Annotated in this window: 11 protein-coding genes and 1 pseudogene; 10 read left to right on the forward strand and 2 right to left on the reverse strand. The window is 61.5% G+C overall.

Going from position 1 to position 19354, the window contains the following annotated elements:
• Positions 1 to 98: 98 nt before the first annotated feature.
• Positions 99 to 1249 (forward strand): annotated as a pseudogene (locus M0639_RS33745) (IS3 family transposase).
• Positions 1250 to 3549: 2300 nt separating this feature from the next.
• Here the strand turns inward: M0639_RS33745 and M0639_RS33750 are convergent.
• Entirely contained in the window at positions 3550 to 4545 is a 996-nt protein-coding gene (locus tag M0639_RS33750; RefSeq protein ID WP_076949045.1) for an arginase family protein, read from the reverse strand.
• Between the two features lie 288 nt (positions 4546 to 4833).
• Here M0639_RS33750 and M0639_RS33755 point away from each other — a divergent pair, with 288 nt between their 5' ends.
• From M0639_RS33755 to M0639_RS33765, 3 genes are read left to right on the forward strand one after another with little or no spacing between them, the layout of a single operon-like run.
• Positions 4834 to 6219, forward strand: a complete 1386-nt coding sequence (locus M0639_RS33755) for an MFS transporter (protein WP_076949044.1) — start codon at positions 4834 to 4836, stop codon at positions 6217 to 6219.
• Positions 6216 to 6953 carry a creatininase family protein gene (locus M0639_RS33760; protein ID WP_076949043.1) on the forward strand — a complete coding sequence of 246 codons (738 nt, stop codon included), beginning with the start codon at positions 6216 to 6218 and terminating at the stop codon, positions 6951 to 6953. Before M0639_RS33755 ends, M0639_RS33760 begins: the two co-directional genes overlap by 4 nt.
• Positions 6954 to 6991: 38 nt before the next feature.
• Positions 6992 to 8593: a purine-cytosine permease family protein gene (locus tag M0639_RS33765; protein ID WP_076949042.1), complete on the forward strand. Its 1602-nt coding sequence runs from the start codon at positions 6992 to 6994 to the stop codon at positions 8591 to 8593.
• A gap of 405 nt (positions 8594 to 8998) precedes the next feature.
• On the opposite strand, the gene M0639_RS33770 is transcribed toward M0639_RS33765, so the two are convergent.
• Positions 8999 to 9820, reverse strand: a complete 822-nt coding sequence (locus M0639_RS33770; RefSeq protein ID WP_076949065.1) for an IclR family transcriptional regulator domain-containing protein — start codon at positions 9818 to 9820, stop codon at positions 8999 to 9001.
• Between the two features lie 248 nt (positions 9821 to 10068).
• Here M0639_RS33770 and M0639_RS33775 point away from each other — a divergent pair, with 248 nt between their 5' ends.
• The 6 genes from M0639_RS33775 (at position 10069) to M0639_RS33800 (ending at position 19117) form a co-directional block, all read left to right on the forward strand.
• Entirely contained in the window at positions 10069 to 11265 is a 1197-nt protein-coding gene (locus tag M0639_RS33775; RefSeq protein ID WP_076949041.1) for an NAD(P)/FAD-dependent oxidoreductase, read from the forward strand.
• Positions 11262 to 12806 carry an aldehyde dehydrogenase family protein gene (locus M0639_RS33780; protein ID WP_076949040.1) on the forward strand — a complete coding sequence of 515 codons (1545 nt, stop codon included), beginning with the start codon at positions 11262 to 11264 and terminating at the stop codon, positions 12804 to 12806. Before M0639_RS33775 ends, M0639_RS33780 begins: the two co-directional genes overlap by 4 nt.
• Positions 12807 to 12868: 62 nt before the next feature.
• Complete coding sequence (locus M0639_RS33785) at positions 12869 to 13606, forward strand: DUF1989 domain-containing protein (protein ID WP_076949039.1); 738 nt, start codon at positions 12869 to 12871, stop codon at positions 13604 to 13606.
• An 87-nt stretch (positions 13607 to 13693) separates the two neighbouring features.
• Entirely contained in the window at positions 13694 to 14452 is a 759-nt protein-coding gene (locus M0639_RS33790; protein ID WP_076949038.1) for a cysteine hydrolase family protein, read from the forward strand.
• A 141-nt stretch (positions 14453 to 14593) separates the two neighbouring features.
• Positions 14594 to 15769, forward strand: coding sequence for an aspartate aminotransferase family protein (locus tag M0639_RS33795; protein ID WP_076949037.1), 1176 nt, complete (start codon positions 14594 to 14596; stop codon positions 15767 to 15769).
• A 42-nt stretch (positions 15770 to 15811) separates the two neighbouring features.
• Positions 15812 to 19117 (forward strand): NAD-glutamate dehydrogenase domain-containing protein, encoded by a 3306-nt coding sequence (locus M0639_RS33800; protein ID WP_083745052.1) that lies wholly within the window; start codon positions 15812 to 15814, stop codon positions 19115 to 19117.
• Positions 19118 to 19354 lie beyond the last annotated feature (237 nt).

A 19354-nucleotide genomic window follows, 5' to 3' on the forward strand; every position in this document is an offset into this window, starting at 1 on the left:
CTGAATCGAACCGGAGTTTCCGGAGACTGATGTACCCCGAGTTTTCCGGAGTTCGTTTGTTTTACTTCAGGCATTGATGCACCCGAGAGAGGTCCACGATGCCCCGACGTTATCTACCCGAGTTCCGCCGGAAAGTCCTCGATCTGTTGAAGTCAGGCCGCACGGTTGCCGAGGTCGCCTCAGGTCTCGATGTCACCGAGCAGACGATCTACAACTGGCGCAATCAGGAGCTCATCGATACCGGACAGAAGCCGGGGCTGAGCTCGATCGAGAGCGCGGAACTCGCCGCTGCCCGCCGCCGCATCGCTCAGTTGGAGACCGAACTGGCCATTGCCACACGGTCCACCGAGTTACTGAAGTCGGTGGTGCTCCCAAAAGGCGGTTCGAAGCGATCGAAGTGATGGCCAAGGAAGGACTACCCGTGCAGACGGCATGCCGGGTTCTGGAGGTGTCCGAGTCCGGTTTCTACGAGTGGCGAAACCGGCCACCCTCGGAACGTTCATTGCGACATGCCTGGTTGACGCAGCTGATCACCGAGGTTCACACCGCCTCGCATGGCACCTACGGCGCCCGGCGTGTTCATGCCGAACTTACCCTTGGTCACGGCATTGCTGTTGGACACGGCTGTGTCGAGTTGTTGATGAGAACTGCTGGTGTGAAAGGGCTTCCGGGAAACAAACGTGCGCGCTCCAAGCATCAGACCCCGACTGCGAGCGATCTCGTGGACCGTAAATTTACCCGCGACGAGCCGAACAAGCTGTGGGTCACGGACATTACGGAACATCCCACGCGCGAAGGAAAAATCTACTGCGCTGTTGTCTTGGACGCGTTTTCGAGGCGGGTTGTCGGTTGGTCGATTGACAGTTCTCAGACGGCGACGTTGGTGACGAACGCTCTGGGAATGGCTATTTCGAATCGGGATCCGACGCCCGGCACGTTGATACATTCTGACCACGGAGTTCAGTTCACATCCTGGGCGTTCACCCGCCGGGCCCACGACTCGGGCCTGGTCCCGTCAATGGGATCGATCGGCGATTGCTATGACAATGCCGTCATCGAATCTTTCTGGGGCCGAATGCAAACCGAGCTATTGAACCGGAAACGATGGAGAACAAGGATCGAACTGGCCAACGCTATGTTCGAATACCTCGAGATCTTCCACAATCGCCAACGCCGGCACAGTGCCCTCGGGATGCTGACCCCGATCGAGTTCGAGAACATACACTTCACACGTCAGCCCGTAGCCTGAAGTCAAATATCGCGACTACACGAAACTCGGGGCACATCAAAGTCTCCGGACTCGCCGGTGCGATTCAGACTCAGCCTTGAGGGCCTCGTAATGAACCTGCTCAAGCTCCACCGGCGGCACCATTCTTAGACTCGAGTGCAGCCGCCGATTTCGTACCAATCGACCCATCCGACCGCCGCGATCTCAACATCGGCGATCGTCTTGAACTGGCTCTCATGGAACACGGGGCCACATGCACTCGGTCTTGAACAGCCTGTTGATTGACTCCATCAACGCATTGTCATACGCATCCCCAACACTGCATATCGACGGCGGCCCCTCTTGCACAAAATGATTATTGCAACGGATCGATGCGTATTGGCCTCCCGCGCCCGAGTGCGCAACGACCTGGCCGCACCGAAGGGCTGGTCCAGACGTTCTTTGTCCCACAATATAATTCGCAACGGCACCATTACCAGATCACCGTCATCGATCAGGAGAAGAATCATGATGATCTGATTCGCCGGTCTCGGCCGCATGGGTCGGCCGATGGCGACCAACCTGGCACGGGCGGTGACACCGTTCTCACCACCCGATCAGAAGTCGCTCGCGTTCGTTCCCCACCATGTGAGTAACGCGGCAATCTCCGCCGACGCCAACCTCTGAGGGACTCCACCCGACTCGGACAACTTCAACAGGCGAACAGAGACCGTACGACACTGCTCACCCCACCCCAGCCGTCCCCCCGCACCCGGTTCTGCAGATACTTCGGCCTGCTCAAACCGATCGATCGACGCACGGACGGACGGCCCATCCACGGCCGGCCCCGAATCACAGGAACTCACAGGTCGCAGGCATGATCGCGTGGGCAGTCGCATTCGAACGAAACCTCGGGCTCTCCGCGGCGCGAACTACCTCGCACTACCGGCAGAGTGTTTTCCACCAGCGAGTTCAAGAATCGCGACAGATCATCGAACGGCATCTCCTGCCAGTCCAAACCGAACGCGCACAATAGAACAGAAACGGCGCGACCCGGCTCGCAAGCTTGTCCCGCAGTTCGAGGCGCTGCCGGTCGGTCATTCTCGTACCGACGTATCCGATATATATCAGTGCCCCTGAGTCGTCCAGGGCACCGAGGATCGACTATCCCACACCGCCCGCTGCGCCAACCGGTCCAGAGTGGAACCTCACAACACCACCTCCCAATTGGCCCTCAACGGGGGTCTTCAGACAATCACGAGATCGATTGTCGGGCTGGTAGACCGAGGAAGTATTTAGCCACTATCGTTTCCAATTGGTGCTTTTCGCGACTTTCAACATGGTCGGGCCGTTGGCACTTTGACGCGCGGATGTTTGAGGCTGAGATTGGTGAGTGGTTCACGGTGCTCCAGCTCAGTCGTCGACCTACCTTCGACGTCGAGGACGTAGTACGAGGTTCCGACCCTTTACGAGGTTGCGACCTCTTTGCGGAGCTGCGGGTGGGGGTGCAGAACGTGCAGTCGGCGCTGCACATGGAGAAGTACGGCACACCATCTGATCCCCGAGCGACGATCTCGCCGTCGCGGACAACTTCTCGGTGATCGAGCACAGCACTGAGCGCGTCGACAATTTCAGGGAATGAATCATTGATACCGTTGCCGTTTCGCGACCAAACGGCGGACCCTTGGAACCTGTTGTGACTATTGCTCTTTGGACATTCCACTTCGACTCGAATGCCCTTAACTGCACTACTTAGACGTGCTCGCTGCGCGCCTGATACCGGCGCCGACAGGCTTTCTCGACATCGACGCGGTGCAGCACCTACGGAACGGACCCCAACTGCCGACCGTAACCCACAGGAACGGTATTCGGCCTAATCATATGGACCGAATACCGTTCCCCCGCAGACCATTGCGTCCCCAGAAGGGAAGGCGAACCGAAAACTCCGGCGACCGTACAGAAATCCCCGCCGGGAAGAATCCATCCCCTACCGTGCTGCTCGAACGCAGCACGGCGAAGCCCCTATTCGAACCGGAGCCGGTCTCTCCGACGGCGCACCAGTGGCGCGGCGGCAGCGGCGAGTCACAATATTTAGTTTTTACCTTATGTGAAGGCGTGATGCGACCACGGCTCGACGCTTCCGACAAAGAACGCACCGTCTGGGGCTGGAGGACGGCGCTTGTTCGACAACCGCGGCGCTACCGTTCCGCAGCGCGGCCGTCACAGTTCGCACGGCTCACGAAATCTGAGCGGTCGCGATGCCGCCGGCGGCGAGATGGGCTCCATTACGGCACCCCGAGCCGTCAGAGTTTCTTCGAGTCGTGATGCACCCTGCTTAATCGTTAGTCCTGGTGATTGACCTTGCGGTCGGCGATCAGAGCCACGATCTCATGCATGATGGCCGCTGCGACCATCGCGGTGACCTTGCTCGGCAGGTCGCGCGTGGGCATCAAGCAGACGACGTCACCACCGACAACGTTCTTCCCACGCATGGCGCGCAAGATTTCGGTCACCTGGTCGACAGTGAATCCGACCGTGCCCGCCTCGATATTGGAAACCCCGGGGGCGACGGTGGCGTCAAGGCAGTCCAGGTCGAAGGTGATGTAAAGCGGAGTGTCGCCGATGCGGTTCTGAATCATGTCGATGATGTTGGCGGCACCTTCTTCCTGGTAGCGCTTCATCGTGACCACGTCGTATCCGAGTTCGTAGGAGCGGTCGAGCCATCCCGGGCTGCGTGGGTTGCCGCGCATACCGATCTGGACGCTCTTGCTCGCATCGACGTTGCCCTGGTGTACCAGATATGCGGCCCAGTTCGCGGCCGACTTCTTCGCGCCGAGCCAGTGATCGAGGCTGTCGTACGCATCGGTATGAGCATCGAAATGAAGCAGTGCCACCTTCTCTCCCAGAGGAGAGTTCTCGTCCCCTGCAATGCCTTGCACGATTCCGCCCGTGATTCCGTGGTCACCGCCGATAGACACGGTGCGGGCGCCGGCACGGAAAACGCGATCGTAGTACGTACTGATCCGTTCGATGCTCTTCTCGTTGTCTGCATACTCCGGTAGCGGGACGTCACCGAGATCCGCGACATTGACTGCGTCCCACGCCATGAAGCCGAAGGCATCGTGATACCGGCGAGCGTTGGCCGATATGTCGCGCACTGCGCGGGGCCCGTGATGCTGATCGCGGAGAGTCGTGTTGTTGCCCGAGGAGTGTGGAACACCGATCAGAGCAATATCGACGCCTTCGGGACTCTTGACGTGCGGCGCACGGAACAGTGTCGGAATGCCCCACCACTCAAGCATCTCCACCATCATCAAGTCGTTTGCTTCGTTGTCCATTGGTACCTCCGAGTGATGTGCGCAGAGCGCACGAGTGATCGCTATACGCCCAAAGTGTGACCTTCCCCATGGCGTCCGTCAAGTGGCTAGCTCCACAAGAAGGATGAATTTCTCCACCCTGGAGTGAAGTTGCAACTTGGTTAGCGAAATCTTGCGGATGCGTAACGCCTGTTCCCGAGGTAGACGTGAGTCTGTTGTGAGGCTTGACACAGAACGTGCCGCGTGTTCACACTGATGCTTACAAATCCGCCCTAACGGGCGCCTAGCGCACAAATGGATGGCATTGATATGAAGACCGGTTCCGTGATCGACGATTCGCCCATACTCGGGTTTCACCGCAAATTGCGCTTTCAGTGCGCCGGCGGCACCTTCCTCGATGGGTTTCTACTGAGTTCGATGGCGGTCGCCATCCCGGGCATCAGCGACGAGTTCAAGCTGTCCCCAGTGATGCTGAGCATCATGGCTGCTGCCGCTCTGGTCGGAATTTTCGGCGGGAGCTTGATCTTCGGCTGGCTCAGCGACCGCATCGGCCGCCACAAGCTGTTCACGATCGACCTCGCTGTGTTCGCGATCGCTGCGTTCGCGACGTTCTTCGTCACCGATGTGTGGCAACTCATCGTCCTACGCCTGATAGTGGGCTTGGCGGTGGGCGCCGACTATCCGCTGGCAATGACCATGGTCACCGAATGGATGCCGACCAAATCCCGTGCTGGGGGCATCGCCATGCTGGTGATGTCCTGGTTTGGAGGCGCTGTAACTGCATACATCGTCGGATATCTCATCGTTGCCGGAGCCGGCGACTCGTCGTGGCGTTGGGTTCTCGGCAGCGCCACGGTCCCGGCCGTGGTCACCTTGCTGCTGCGCGTGGGGATGCCCGAGTCCCCGCGTTGGCTCCTCTCGAAAGGACGTGGCGACGAAGCGCTGGAGATTTTGCGTACGGTGTACGGACCCGCGGCGACGCTTGCCGGGTTGGCGGCGGCCGGTGCGGATGAACCGGACCAAGGTCGTCTCAGCGAATTGTTCTCCAGGCGCTACATTCGGCGCACAGCATTCGCAGCCGGGCCGTACACAGCCCAGACGACCGCGTTCTTCGTGATCTTGACTTTCGAACCGACAATCCTGCTGTCGTTCGGACTCGATCACGGGAACATCAGCTACCTCGGCTCGGCACTGACCAGTCTGCTCTTTCTGGTGGGCTGCCTGCCCGTACTCCGGTGGGCCGAGACAGTCGGACGGCGACGCCTTTACATCTGTTCGTTTGCCCTGATGACCCTGCCGCTATTGGCGCTGAGCGTGTTCCCGATCGAAGCAGCAGCCCTTGTGGTCGCATGTTTCTGCTTCTACGCCTTCGTGTCGGGTCCAACCAACGTGTTGTCCTGGTCGTATCCGAACGAGCTCTTCCCCACCCACATCCGCGGCAGTGCAGTCGGTTTCGCAACGGCGATGACGCGCATCGGCGCCACCGCAGGCACCTTCCTGCTACCGATCCTGCTGGAGTCGATCGGAACGCGGCCGACAATGCTGGTCGGCGCGGCCGTGGTCGCCGCGGGATTGGTCATGTGCGTCTTGTGGGCGCCGGAAACCAGTGGCAGATCACTCGACGAAGCCTCCAGCATGGCCGCGTCCCCAGGCCAGCGCAATACACTCGAACAAGACAGGACCGAGACCGCATGATTTCGCAAGCACCCACGTGGGAACAACTTCGGCAGAGTTTTGCTGCAGGCCGGGCAGCGGTCCTGGCCATCGGGTCCTACGAAGCTCACGGCCCGCACTTGCCGGTCGACACCGACACAGTGATAGCCACCGCGGTCGTCGGCGAGATCGCCGAGCGTATCGACGGGATAGCACTGCCGGTACTCCCCTACGGCGCTACCTCGAGACCTCGATCGGGTGGTGGCGACGTCTTCCCACTACCCGCACTGCGAATACCGACACTGTTCGCCGTGGTGTCCGAGTTGGTCGACGGAATCGTTCGAGCCGGAGCTCGAGAACTGGTCGTCATTACCGGCCACTACGAGAATGCATCGGTGATGTGGGACGCAGTTCAAGAAGCTACCGCTGAGAAAGACTGTCGTAGCGTCATTTTCGATGCGCCCTGGGAACTTATCGATGACGATGTTCTGACCGAGACCTTCCCTGACGGTGTGAACTGGGCCGCCGACCACGGCGGTCTGCTGGAGACGGCCCTCATGCTTCATCTCGATCCCGACCGTGTCGGCGAACCGCCGCCGCCGTGGTCGCAGGCACCCCGACAGTACGACGTGTTGCCCACACCTGCCGATGCCGTACCGCCTAACGGCATCGTGAACGATGCACGCCGCGTCACCGCCTCCGACGGCGCACTTTTGTTCGGTGCCATGATCGACGGTCTCGAACGAGCGTTGCACCGCGAGCACATTCACCGCTGACATATCCCTCCCGTCCTGCCTACTCTTCGGAGACACTTGTGCCTGAAACACCTATTCCCCCAGACTCGTCCCCTCTGATCGAGTCGTACGGGGTTGAACCGATCCCACCCGAAGCCCGTACGTCGACCCCATGGGACTTCCTGCGAATCGCCACCGGGTCCGTCCTCACCACGGCAACCGTGCTGCTCGGCACCCTTCCGATCGCGCTCGGGCTGAGTTTCGCCGCTGCAGCTACCGCGATCGTCTGCGGCGTCATGATCGGCGCATTGCTCCTGGCGCCGCTGGCGTCGATCGGGCAGCGATCGCATACCAACAATGCAGTCTCCTCCGGTGCACATTTCGGAGTCACGGGACGCGTGGTGGGTTCTGTTCTCTCGCTGCTGGTCGCCGTCACCTTCTTCACGCTGTCGGTATGGGTCTGCGGTGACGCCGTCGTGTCCGCGGTCGGGTTGTTCGCTCCCGGACTCGCCAACGACGCCACTGCAGCGGTTGCCTACGGATTGGCTGCACTCGCAACCTTCTCGATCTGTATCGTCGGCTACCGTTGGCTGCTCGCGGCCAACAAGTTCCTGGCGCCCGCCATGCTGATTCTGATGGCCCTCGGATTCGTGGCCCTCGGCGGCCAGATCGACCTCGGTTATCCCGGAACCGGCGAGTACGCAGTCGGCGGATTCTGGACCACGTGGTTTGCCGCCCTCCTCATCGTCATGGCAAACCCGATCTCATACAGCCCATTCCTGGGCGACTGGTCACGGTACGTTCCGCAGCGATTCCCGGCACGCCGCCTTCGTCTGGCGGTCGTCGTCGCCCAAATATCGTCTCTCGTGCCGTTCCTGTTCGGTGCCGCCACAGCATCTGTGGTTCCGGATGCAGGTGCGTACGTCGCAGGGCTGGTAGACATCTCGCCTGCCTGGTACGTAGCGCCGCTTATCGTGGTCCTCATCGGAGGTAGCCTCGGAGGCAGCGTCTCCTCGCTGTACGGAACCGGGCTCGATTTCTCGTCGGTGGTGCCGCGCCTGAACCGCATGCAGGCCACCGTCGCGATCGGCGCGGTGTCGATCGTCCTAGTGTTTCTCGGGCGGTTCGTCTTCAACCTGGTCGACACGGTGAACGCGTTCACCACCCTGATCTTGGTTCTGGCGGCACCGTGGGTGTCGATACTTCTCGTCGGTTACCTCACACGTCGAGGGCACTACCTCGTCGAGGATCTGCAGGTGTTCAACCGCGGTCAACAAGGCGGTGCGTATTGGTTCACTCGGGGTTACAACGTCCGCACGATGATCGCGTGGGGTGTCGGTGCGGTCCTGGGGCTTTCGACGGCCAACACCGCACTCATTGCGGGTCCCCTCAAGGACATCGCTGGTGGTATCGATGTCAGCTTCTTCTTGTCGTTCCTGGTCAGTGGCGCTATCTACTACGCAACCCTGCTCGCTTTCCCGGAGCCGGGATACGTCTTTCCCGAAGCCGGGGGACGATTCGTTCCTTCCGGTCCCGTGTCGGTTCCGGCTCCGCCCATCGTCACCGTGGATGCCGACCTTGCCCGACGCCGCGCACCGTCATCGAGTGAGCTCATGGAAGAACATGAACAGCACCTCGTTCCTCCCGCCCCGAAAGACTCCGTGAGACCGTCCAGCAACTGACTACATAGCCGGTCTGAGGACCTGTTCGTTTCGAGCCTCCATACCGCCCGCGCCCGTAAGCCCCACCCGTGGCTTAAGCCCCACCCGTGGCTTGCGGGCGCGGGCGGTATGAACATTCGGGGAGTCGATTCGACAGCGGCGGTAGTTAGCAGCAGAAGACATTCCGGCAAGCTCAAAGCGCGGCACATCGCTGGGGACACGCAAGAGCTCGACGAGTCTGAGGCACGTAGCCCATGCAAGGTGATTGAAAACGAGGTCGTGCGATCAGCATCGTCGTCGACCGTTGACTCGCCGCGCGGCGGATCACAGCGCAGTTCAGCGGCCGGGTGGCGGCGTACCGAATGACCGGCGCGGTGCCTTGGGCGGGCGATGATGGGACAACTCGAACGTGCGTGGCCGCCCGGGTCAGATCGAGTGCGCCAGATCGCTGGGTCCTCGTCGCAACCTCAAGTCAGCTTCGATGCGTGCTGCTGTGTTGGTCATGGCACTGATCAGCGTCGACTCGTACTCGCGGGATCCGGACGAGGTGTGCATGACCGACAGGTTCAGCGCGGCGACAGGGTAGCGGGATCGGTCATGCACTGGAACTGCATAGGCGCACAGTCGTTCGTCGAACTCTTGGTCGAGAACCGCCCAACCGCGGTCAGCAGTCTCCCGAATACTGTTGCGTAACTGCGCTTTCGAGGCCACTGTCATATCGGTGTACTGGGTGAGTTCAACAGTTTGCAGGTACGTGTCAAGTTCCTGTTCGTCGAGTGCGCTCAGCAACACTCGCCCTGTTGAGGCGATCCACGCTGGGTAGCGCGTGCCGGTCGTCACGTTCAACATGAAGAGGTTCTCCGCCCGGGTGTGCGCAATGTAGACGATCTCGGCGCCGTGCAGGACCGTCAAGCCTGCATCGAGGATGGACAACGGAGTCTGCTCGCGGACTGTGGAAATAAGATCAGTCAGGTGCGGTAGCACGGTGGCCGACAGGGGCGCTGAGGTCAGGTAGGAGTAACCCAACTCCAAGATTTTGGGCGTCATGGTGAAATATCGCCCGTCCGCGCGAAGGTACCCGAGGTCCACCAGCGTGAGAACGAATCGGCGAGCGGCTGCGCGCGTGATACCGGTGGAATCGGCGACGTCGGTGATGGTCTGGCGATCACGTGAGTCGCTGAACGACTGGATCACGGACAATCCACGCTCGAGTGATTGCACGTAGTAGCGCTCCCGATCGTCCTCCATCGATATTCCCCTCTGCTTCAGCTGTTCACACGGCGCGGTTGTTTCCAACAACATACCGGCTCCAACCGCCGTTCGGGGAAAACCGCTACCAGGCTGTGCGCTGTGCGTCCATTTGTCCGACCGAATCCATCGATCCCACATGCCTATTGACGGGCGGTGGGACACAAGGCACACTGCAAAGTGCGCAGAGCGCCATACTGGGCGCACAGCGCGCAAACAGTGCTTAGTCGCTGAGGACGGAGAATAAAATGGCGAAGACGCGCGTAGCGATCGTGGGCGCCGGCACACTCGGGTTGTCGACCGCGCTTCACCTGACGAAGTCGGGGCAGTTCGATGTGACGGTTGTGGAGGCCGAACACATCGCCGAAGGGTCGTCGAGTCGGTCGATCGGCATCATCGAGACCCAGTACATGAACGAGTTCGACATCGCGGTGCGAGCGTTCGGATTGCAGTTCGCAAAGACCCTGGCTGCCGCCGAGGGACTCCACATAAATGTCAACGGCTACCTGCGATTGGGAGACTCCGATCACGCGATCGATCAGTACACCCGCAGCGTCGAGTTGCAGAAAACGTACGGTGTTCACGACGCTCGCGTGCTGGACAAAGCGGACATCTCCCGCCTGATTCCGGAACTCGAGATGGGTGATCGTGTCGGAGGGCTGTACGGACCCAGTGATGGATACGTCGACGGCCACCTGTTCGCAACATCGATGAGCACCGTCGCTCGACGCGGCGGCGCGACGATCCTGCAGAAAGCCAAACTGCTCGGCGTGACGTCCGGCGCCGGCGACGAGATCGTCCTGGACACCACCCGCGGTTCAATCACCGCAGACGTTGTCGTCAATGCCGCAGGAGGATGGGCGGCACAGGTCGGAGACCTCCTCGGCGCTCCTGTGACACTCAATCCCCAACGCCACCAAGCGATCACGGTGACGCTCTCGCGCCCACTGGGATACACCATGCCGTCGGTGATGGACTACGTGCCCGGCAGTGGACGAGCCGGATTGTACTTCCGGCACGAGAACGACTTGTCGCTCTTCGCCGGCCTCCATACCGAAGAAACCATCCAGGACGCCAGCGATCCCGACACCGTCTCGTACACCGTCGACGAGTCCTTCGTCGAGCAGATCGCCGAGGCGCTCGCTCACCGCTTGCCTGGCCTGGACGAGGCCGGTCTGGGCCGCGGCTGGGCCGGTATGTACCCGATGTCGTTCGATCAACAACCGGTGGTCGGGCCGCACCCGACGGACAGCAGGATCGTCTGCGCTCTGGGCGCCGGCGGCAACGGCATTCAGTTGGCCCCTGCCATCGGCAAAACCGTCGCCGAGTACCTCGAAGGGGTGACCCCCTCGTTGGCCGGCCCCGGATCGAAATGGGATTCGTCCCGACTTTCCACATCCGATCCGGCCGTCGCCGGATCCAATCTGCAAGGAGCACAACAGTGAGCATCGACGTGAACTACGCCACCACCCGAGCCGACGCAGCCACCTCGGTGGCCTTCGAGAGTGCACTCGAGAGCGCACGCAACCACAACAGTGGTCCGCTTGCCCACCTGATCGACGGTCAGCAGATCGAAACGGGCGAAGTCTTCGTGCGAGTGAACCCGGCGCACCCCGGCGAAGTGGTGACCGAGGCGCATGCGGCCGACAGCGCACTCGTCGCCGCCGCTGTGAGCGCAGCAAAACGAGCGCAACGACAGTGGCGACGGACGTCGACGGTTGCACGCGCGCAGGCTCTGCGTTCCGCGCAGGCCGAGTTCCAGGATCGTCTGGTCGAGATCGCCGGCATCTTGTCCGCCGAAACCGGCAAGTCGCGACTGGAAGCACTTGGCGAAGCCAAGGAGGTCGTCGATCTCGTCGACACCTACACGACACAGTTCGAAGAATCCGGTGACTTCCGCAAACGGATGAACACCGCCGATCCCAACGAAGAGAACACCGACCTGCTCCGCCCGTACGGCGTCTTCGCGGTCATCGGACCGTTCAATTTTCCGGCGGCCCTCAACGTGGGCATGGCGACTGCCGCGCTGCTGATGGGCAATGCAATTGTGATGAAGCCTTCGGACAAGGCACCCCGCTCGGGAGCCACCGTCACCGAGATCCTCGCTCGCCATCTTCCGGTCGGTGTGGTCAATCTGATTCACGGTGGTGCCGCTACCGGAAAGGCGCTGACCGACGCATCGGTCGATGGCATCGCATTCACCGGATCGGCCGAAATCGGTTGGAACATGGTCCGCTCGCTCGGTGACGGAGCGTTCGGCCGGCCGGTACTGGCCGAGATGGGTGGCAAGAACGTCACGGTGGTCTCGCGCCACGCTGACCTCGATGCAGCTGCTGAAGGTGTGGCTCGATCTGCTTACGGACTGTCGGGGCAGAAGTGCTCCGCATGCTCACGTGTAGTGGTCGAGGCCGACGTCCACGACGAGTTCGTCACTAAATTGGTCGAACGAGTCAACGCGTTGCGCGTGTCCGATCCAGAGGATGCCGATGCCTTCATGGGGCCGGTCATCGACGCCAATGCCGTGGCCCGGTTCGAAGAGGCGGTGGCCGGCGCGCGGGCGGCCGGCGCCCGCATCGAAGCGGGCGGCGATCGGCCCGACCGGGAGGGGTATTTCGTCAACCCGACCGTGATCTCTGGCCTGCCCATCGGCCACGACCTGACCCGCCGTGAACTGTTCCTCCCGTTCGTCACTGTTAGCCGGGTCGACTCGTTCGACGACGCTATCGACGAGGCGAACGCGGTCGACTACGGACTCGCCGCCGGCGTGTTCAGCGCCGACAACACCGAAGTCGAGGAATTCCTCGACCGCATCGAAGCGGGTGTGCTTTACGTGAACCGCCGCAGTGGCGCCACCACCGGTGCGTGGCCGGGCATTCAGTCGTTCTGCGGATGGAAGTCCAGCGGCTCGTCCGGCAAGGGTGGTCTCGGCCCCTGGTACCTGCAGGGATTCGCTCGTGAACAGAGCCGCACCCTCCCCATCGCCTGAGTCGTCCCAGTAGATCCCTCCTTCGTAAGAGTCACCAACAATCACATTTCAAGGAGAAAGCAATGACGTTGAACAAAATTGCCGAGCAGCTGGTCGATGCCAAGGGCGGGTACGCGGGCATCGTCAAGCAAGGACAGATCATTCGACTCACCGACGTCGAAGGCAAGCAGGTCATCGACTTCGTCGTCTTCAACAACGACGATCGTCGTGAGAAGCTGTCCGCCAGCTACTCGCGCTCTCGCTACTTCGTCGAACCCGGCTCGGAATACTTGCCGCGCAACACCGTCGGCGAGGGGGACTGGCTGATGTCGACATCGTGCCGTCCCCTGATGACGATCATCAAGGAGTCGGCGGACCGGAAAGGCGTGCACGATCTGCACCACCGTATGTGCAACCGCTTCATGATGAACAACATGAGCGGAGTCGACGAAGACGGCTGCCACGAGATCATCGGCAAGGCTATCGCTCCGTTCGACGTCACCTACGCCGAGATTCCCGACCCGATCAACGTCTTCATGAACTACCCGTACGACCTCGAGCGGGACGGGTTCTTCATCAACGAGCCGATCACCAAAGCCGGTGACTACATCGAGTTCCGCGCGGAGATGGACGTGCTCGTCGCACTCGCCAACTGCCCGGAGGACTCGTCGACCGCGTGCAACGGGGGGCACTGCACGCCGATCAAGGTCGAAATCTTCGAAGACACCGATGCCGAGCAGTTCCCGGTGCTTGATCACTACGAGTGGCTTCATCAGGAACTGGGCAAGCGTGGCCGCCAGGTCGTCAAGACCGGGCTCTGACACGGGCAACACGCTCTGCGGGCCCGCCGACCAGAGATGGCGGGCCCGCTGCATTCGCTTGAACGACGACAAGACTGGATACCGAACATGATCACTACTCGCGCGAACGCCCCCCGACCGGCGAACACGCCCGACCAGGCTGCAAGTATCGCTCGCATCACGCCGAAACTGTCCGTTGACAAGACTGCACTGATTCTCATCGACTTCCAGAACGAGTGGTTCCACGAAGCCGGCGCCTATGCTCGCACCGGTTTCGATATCAGCCACATGACTCGAACGGTGGAACCCACCGTCAAGCTCGTGAACTTCTGCCACGAGCAGGGCATACCGGTTGTATGCCTGACCTACGTGTGCCGTGGCCGCGTCGATGGAGGGCCGGTGTTCGACAAGAGGCCCGCACTCCGTGACGACGGCGGAAAAGGACTACGCGAGAACACTTTCGGGGTCGAGGTCATCCCGGAGTTGCCGTTGTCGGCTGAGAAGTACGGTGACTGGTTCATCGCTCGAAAGCGCATGAGCGGCTTTTACCAGACCGGGCTCGAACAGCTCCTGCGTGACCTCGACCGTGACACAGTGCTTATCACCGGTGTCGCCACCGGCTCGTGCTGTGAGTCGACCGCGCGCGATGCCAACTTCCGGAACTTCAACGCTGTCATGGTGCACGACTGCCTGGGCACGATCGGAGGCACGACGCTGCATCCGATCACCAAGGAGGAGCACTACGTCAGCGCCGAAGAGATGCATTTCGCGTCGCTCCGAAATTGCCAGATGATCGTGTGCGACGTGCTCGGCAGCGAGGAAATCATGTCCGAGCTCAGCGACACGTCGGTCGGCAAGACTGCCTGACGGCCTCACCCGAACCTCGACCCCCGCGGGACCGCATTCGTCGAGCGAGCGGCTGTCGAATGTGGTCCCGATCGTGCAGCGGCACACCTGCCCTCAGCACGTCTCAACGCTCGAAACACACTCCCATGAAGGGGCCCGGAAATGCCAGATACCGACGACCATCAGCTATACCAGCGTGCAGTCGCAGTCATGCCCGGTGGCAGTACCCGCTCCACCCTGTTCGTTGCACCGCATCCCCCCTACGCGGTGAGCGGCAAGGGCGCCGAGATCACCGATGTCAACGGCCACGTCGTGATCGACTGCAACAACAACTACACCTCGCTTATCCACGGCCACGCCGACCCGGAGATACTCCAGATCGTTAGCGAGGTAGCTGCCGAAGGGACCGCGTTCGGCCTACCGACCCGCTACGAAGTCGAGATGGCCGAAACACTGCGTGCTCGGACCGACGGTATCGAGCAGTGGCGTTTCTGCAACTCAGGCACCGAGGCAGTCATGATGTTGATTCGGGCGGCTCGCGCATACACCGGCCGCGACGTGATCGTGCGCTTTGCCGGCAGCTATCACGGCACCTACGATGCCGTCGTCTCCCCCCAGGCGCAGGGCGTCCCGGCTGCGGTGTCCGAGACAATCGTCGAAGTCCCACAGGGCGACATCGACGCCGTCGAACAAGCATTGATCCACCACCGCGGACGAGTGGCCGCGGTGCTGATCGACCTCATGCCCAACCGGGCCGGCCTCGTGCCGGCACGCGTCGACGACGTCGCCAGATTGGCCGACTTGACCCGCGAACACGGTGCGCTCCTCGCCGTCGACGAAGTCATCACCTTCCGACTCGAGCACGGTGGTCTGCATACCCGCTACGGACTGAACCCGGACCTGATCTCACTGGGCAAAGTGATCGGCGGCGGGTTCGCGGTCGGAGCAATCGGCGGCCGCGCAGAAATTCTGTCGTCGTTCAGCCCCCTGAGCGACGGAGCCGTTGCCTGGGGAGGCACGTTCAGTGCCAATCCGGTGACCATGGCAGCCGGATTGGCTGCACTGCGCCGATTCTCGCCCTCGGCCGTGCGCGAACTCAACGACCGTGGCGAGGCTCTACGTACGCGGCTGCGGGACAACGGAGTTGACGCCAATGGTAGCGGTTCGCTCATACGGCTGATCGACGACAATCCACGCGCACTGTGGTGGAAATTGTACGAAGCAGGTGTACTCACGGGCACGAACGGACTCCTGGCGCTGTCCACCGCCATGACCGACGAACACCTCGACGCCATCGGCGACGCGGTCATCACGGTCCGCAACCAGATGTCGGACTGACCCGACCACGCGAACATCCAACGGTTTCTGAAAGGCGAATCGATGCACAGCGCTTCCGTGCCGGACCAACTACCAGAAGGTTTCGTCGCGGACGAATCTCCTTCCGAAGAATTGATCGTCCTCTCCGATCTCGGCGAACGCCTCAGCGCTCTCCGGCAGGGAGGAGCCGAGCTCTTCTTTCGCCGACGTGGTGACAACCTCGAGCTGGTAACACTGACCGCGACGTCACCGCCGCCCACATTGGGGCAGGTTCTCCCGATGCTCCAGTGCCTGGATCTGCAGATCGTCGACCGCCGCAGCCAGGCGCTGGTCCGTGGCGACGGTTTGCAATGTCATGTCGTGGCGGTCGGGTTGGTCAGTACCGGCCGCCTACCCGCTGCGACGTCGCAGCAGCGGGTACGTATGGACGACGCCCTGCACGCGATGTGGCGCCGGGACACCGATGTCGATGACTTCAACAAACTTGTGACACACGCTGAACTTACCTGGAAAGACGTCGCTGTGCTGCGGACATACGCGCGCTATCTACGTCAGCTCGGACAACCCTTCAGCGCACGTTTCGCGTCCTCCGTCTTGGTCGAACACGCCGATATCGCTACCGCATTGGTAGATCTGTTCCGCTCGCAGGTGGTCGGGGCGACGGCGACCGACGGCGCCTCGGCACGACGTGAGTACATCACACAGGCCATTCAGGCGGTCCCGCAACTCGACGCCGACCGATTTCTTCGCGCATTACTCGCCGTCGTGTCGGCCACGACGCGCACGAATGCCGCGGACCCCCTCGTTCCGTCGAGGGATCACCCACTCGCGCTGAAGATCGCACCGCAATCGGTACCGTTTGCACCCGTGCCTCGCCCACTGTTCGAGATCTATGTTCTGTCACCGGATGTCGAAGGAGTGCACCTGCGGTTCGGGCGCATCGCGCGCGGGGGGCTGCGCTGGTCCGACCGGTCCGAAGATCTCAGAACCGAAATTCTCGGGCTCGCAACCACGCAGCAAGCCAAGAATGCCGTCATCGTCCCGGTCGGCGCAAAGGGCGGATTCGTTCTGCGCCGCCCACCCCAAGACAGTCAAGCACGTTCTGCCGCAGCCAAACACGGTTACGAAACATTTGTTTCCGCACTGCTCGATGTCACCGACAACGCTGAGAAATCCGCTCTCAACACTCCGGCCGGCGACACCGCGACAGAGGACGGACAAGACTCCTATCTTGTGGTAGCTGCGGACAAGGGCACCGCCACCTTCGCGGACACCGCCAACGACATTGCGTGCGCACGTGGATTCTGGCTCGGCGACGCGTTCGCCAGCGGTGGACGGGCCGGGTACGACCACAAAGAAATGGGCATCACCGCTCGCGGCGCCTGGATCAGTGCCCAACGCCACCTCAACGAGATCGGAATCGACCCCGACCGAGCACCATTCACCGCTGTCGGTGTGGGCGACATGAGCGGCGACGTCTTCGGCAACGGCATGCAGCGGTCCAGGTCCATCCGGCTGATCGCAGCCTTCGACCACCGAGACATCTTCCTCGACCCCGACCCCGACCCCGACGCGTCTTATCGAGAACGACAGCGACTCTTCGATACCGCCGGATCGAGCTGGCAGGACTACGACCGCACTCGAATCAGCCGCGGCGGCGGGGTATGGTCACGCACCACCAAGACCATCGAGCTTTCCGCCGAAATTCGCCGCGCCCTGGGCCTAGCGACCGAGGCGACGTCCCTCACCGCAGACGAGCTGATTCAGGCAATTCTCCGCGCCCCCGTCGACATGGTGTGGAACGGCGGGATCGGCACGTACGTGAAGGCGTCCTTCGAATCCCATCTGTCCGTCGGCGACAAGTCCACCGATACGGTGCGAATCGATGCAGATCAACTGCGGGCAAAGGTAGTCGTCGAAGGCGGCAATCTCGGGCTGACACAGGCAGCTCGAATTCAGTACGCCCGCAACGGAGGGCGAGTCAATACCGATGCTCTGGACAACTCTGCCGGAGTCGACTGCTCGGACCACGAGGTGAACATCAAGATCGCATTGTCGTCCTTGTCCGCCTCCGGGACGCTCGACTTGGCAGATCGCGATGCGCTCTTGCACGACCTCGAACCCGATGTCGCTCGTAAGGTGCTGGCCAACAATTTCGATCACAACGAGACACTGGGAGTAAGCCGTCGAAACGCTGTGGAATTGAACGATGTCCACGCCAGACAGGTTGCGATCCTGCATGATCTCGGTGACCTCGACCGCACAATGACAGGTCTACCGTCGGCCGAGGAATTCGACGCGATGACGCGCGCCGAACGGGGCCTACTCTCCCCCGATTTGGCGGTGCTGATGGCACATACGAAGTTGTCCCTCAAGCGGGACCTGGTAGCAGAACCCGCCCTCGACGAGCCGGAATTTGGCGAGTACTTCGTCAACTACTTTCCCCATCGCCTCCGCTCGGCGGTCGCGACACACGGGCGAGCGCACCCGCTACGCCGCGAAATCGCCGCTACCGAGATAATCAATCACGTTGTTGCTGTCGCGGGATTCTCCTTCGTGCACCGACTTCGCGAGCAAACCGGTGCGAGCACGCTCGATTGCGTGCGGGCCCTGCGCATCGTCTCGGAACTGTTCGGCATCGACGACATCAAGCACATACTGGACACCTCGTGCATGCACGTCGACGTCGCAGACAATGTTCGATTGATCATCCGCCTGCTTCTCGACCGTTGCGCAGCGGTATTGATCAGTCGGCGACGACTGGACTTCAGTCTGGAAACGACCCGGCTCAAGCCGATTCTGCAACAGATCGGCACGCTGGTCACGGACGAGTCAACCGAACCGGACCGCATTCTCCCTGACCCACTACGGACGCTGCTTTGCGACGATGGCGACTCGAACGCAAACCGGATCGCGGACTGGATCCGGTTCGCGCGGTTGGGTCCGGAACTGTTGAATGTCGCTTATCTGGCGACGACGACGCAATGCAATGCGTCCGAGATAGCCACGGTGTTCTTCGATATCCATCGCCGCCTGCGCATTGCGGAACTGGGGGATGCCGTCAACCGAATCAGGATGACCGGATCGCGCTCGCATTTCCTTGCGCGACTTGCGATCGGATTCGAGATAGCAGAAGCCCCGGTCGCGGTGACAGAGTCGCTGCTGATCGCCGGCCACAGTTCCGCTCCGCTGTTCGATGGAGATCTCGGTACCTCGCACCGATTGCAATTGAAGGAGATCGACAGCGTGACCGCCGCCGTCATCAGTGCGGCAGAACCCGACATTGACGACCTTCTCGTGCTGATGCACAGGTTGAAGGGTCTGGCCAATCTCGCTGCTGCGATCGGATCCGTGGCAGCGGACACATGAGGGCTGCCGCCGGGCGCACAATGATGCGCTGACACAGCTGGTGGCCGCACAGCACTTCGGCCTCACGCCCGGTGGCGCTCGGCCGAGGCGCCACTGCCTGCTATTCATCAGCACCTCGGCGATGCGTCGAACGCCACGACGATCACCAATTCCTGGCTGTAAATAGTCGTGGCGTGCACACGGCATCAGACGCCCTCGGAGCAGCTCACGACAGGCTTTGATTTGCGCGGGTGATGG

It is taken from the genome of Rhodococcus qingshengii JCM 15477, assembly GCF_023221595.1.
Classification (GTDB): domain Bacteria; phylum Actinomycetota; class Actinomycetes; order Mycobacteriales; family Mycobacteriaceae; genus Rhodococcus_F; species Rhodococcus_F qingshengii.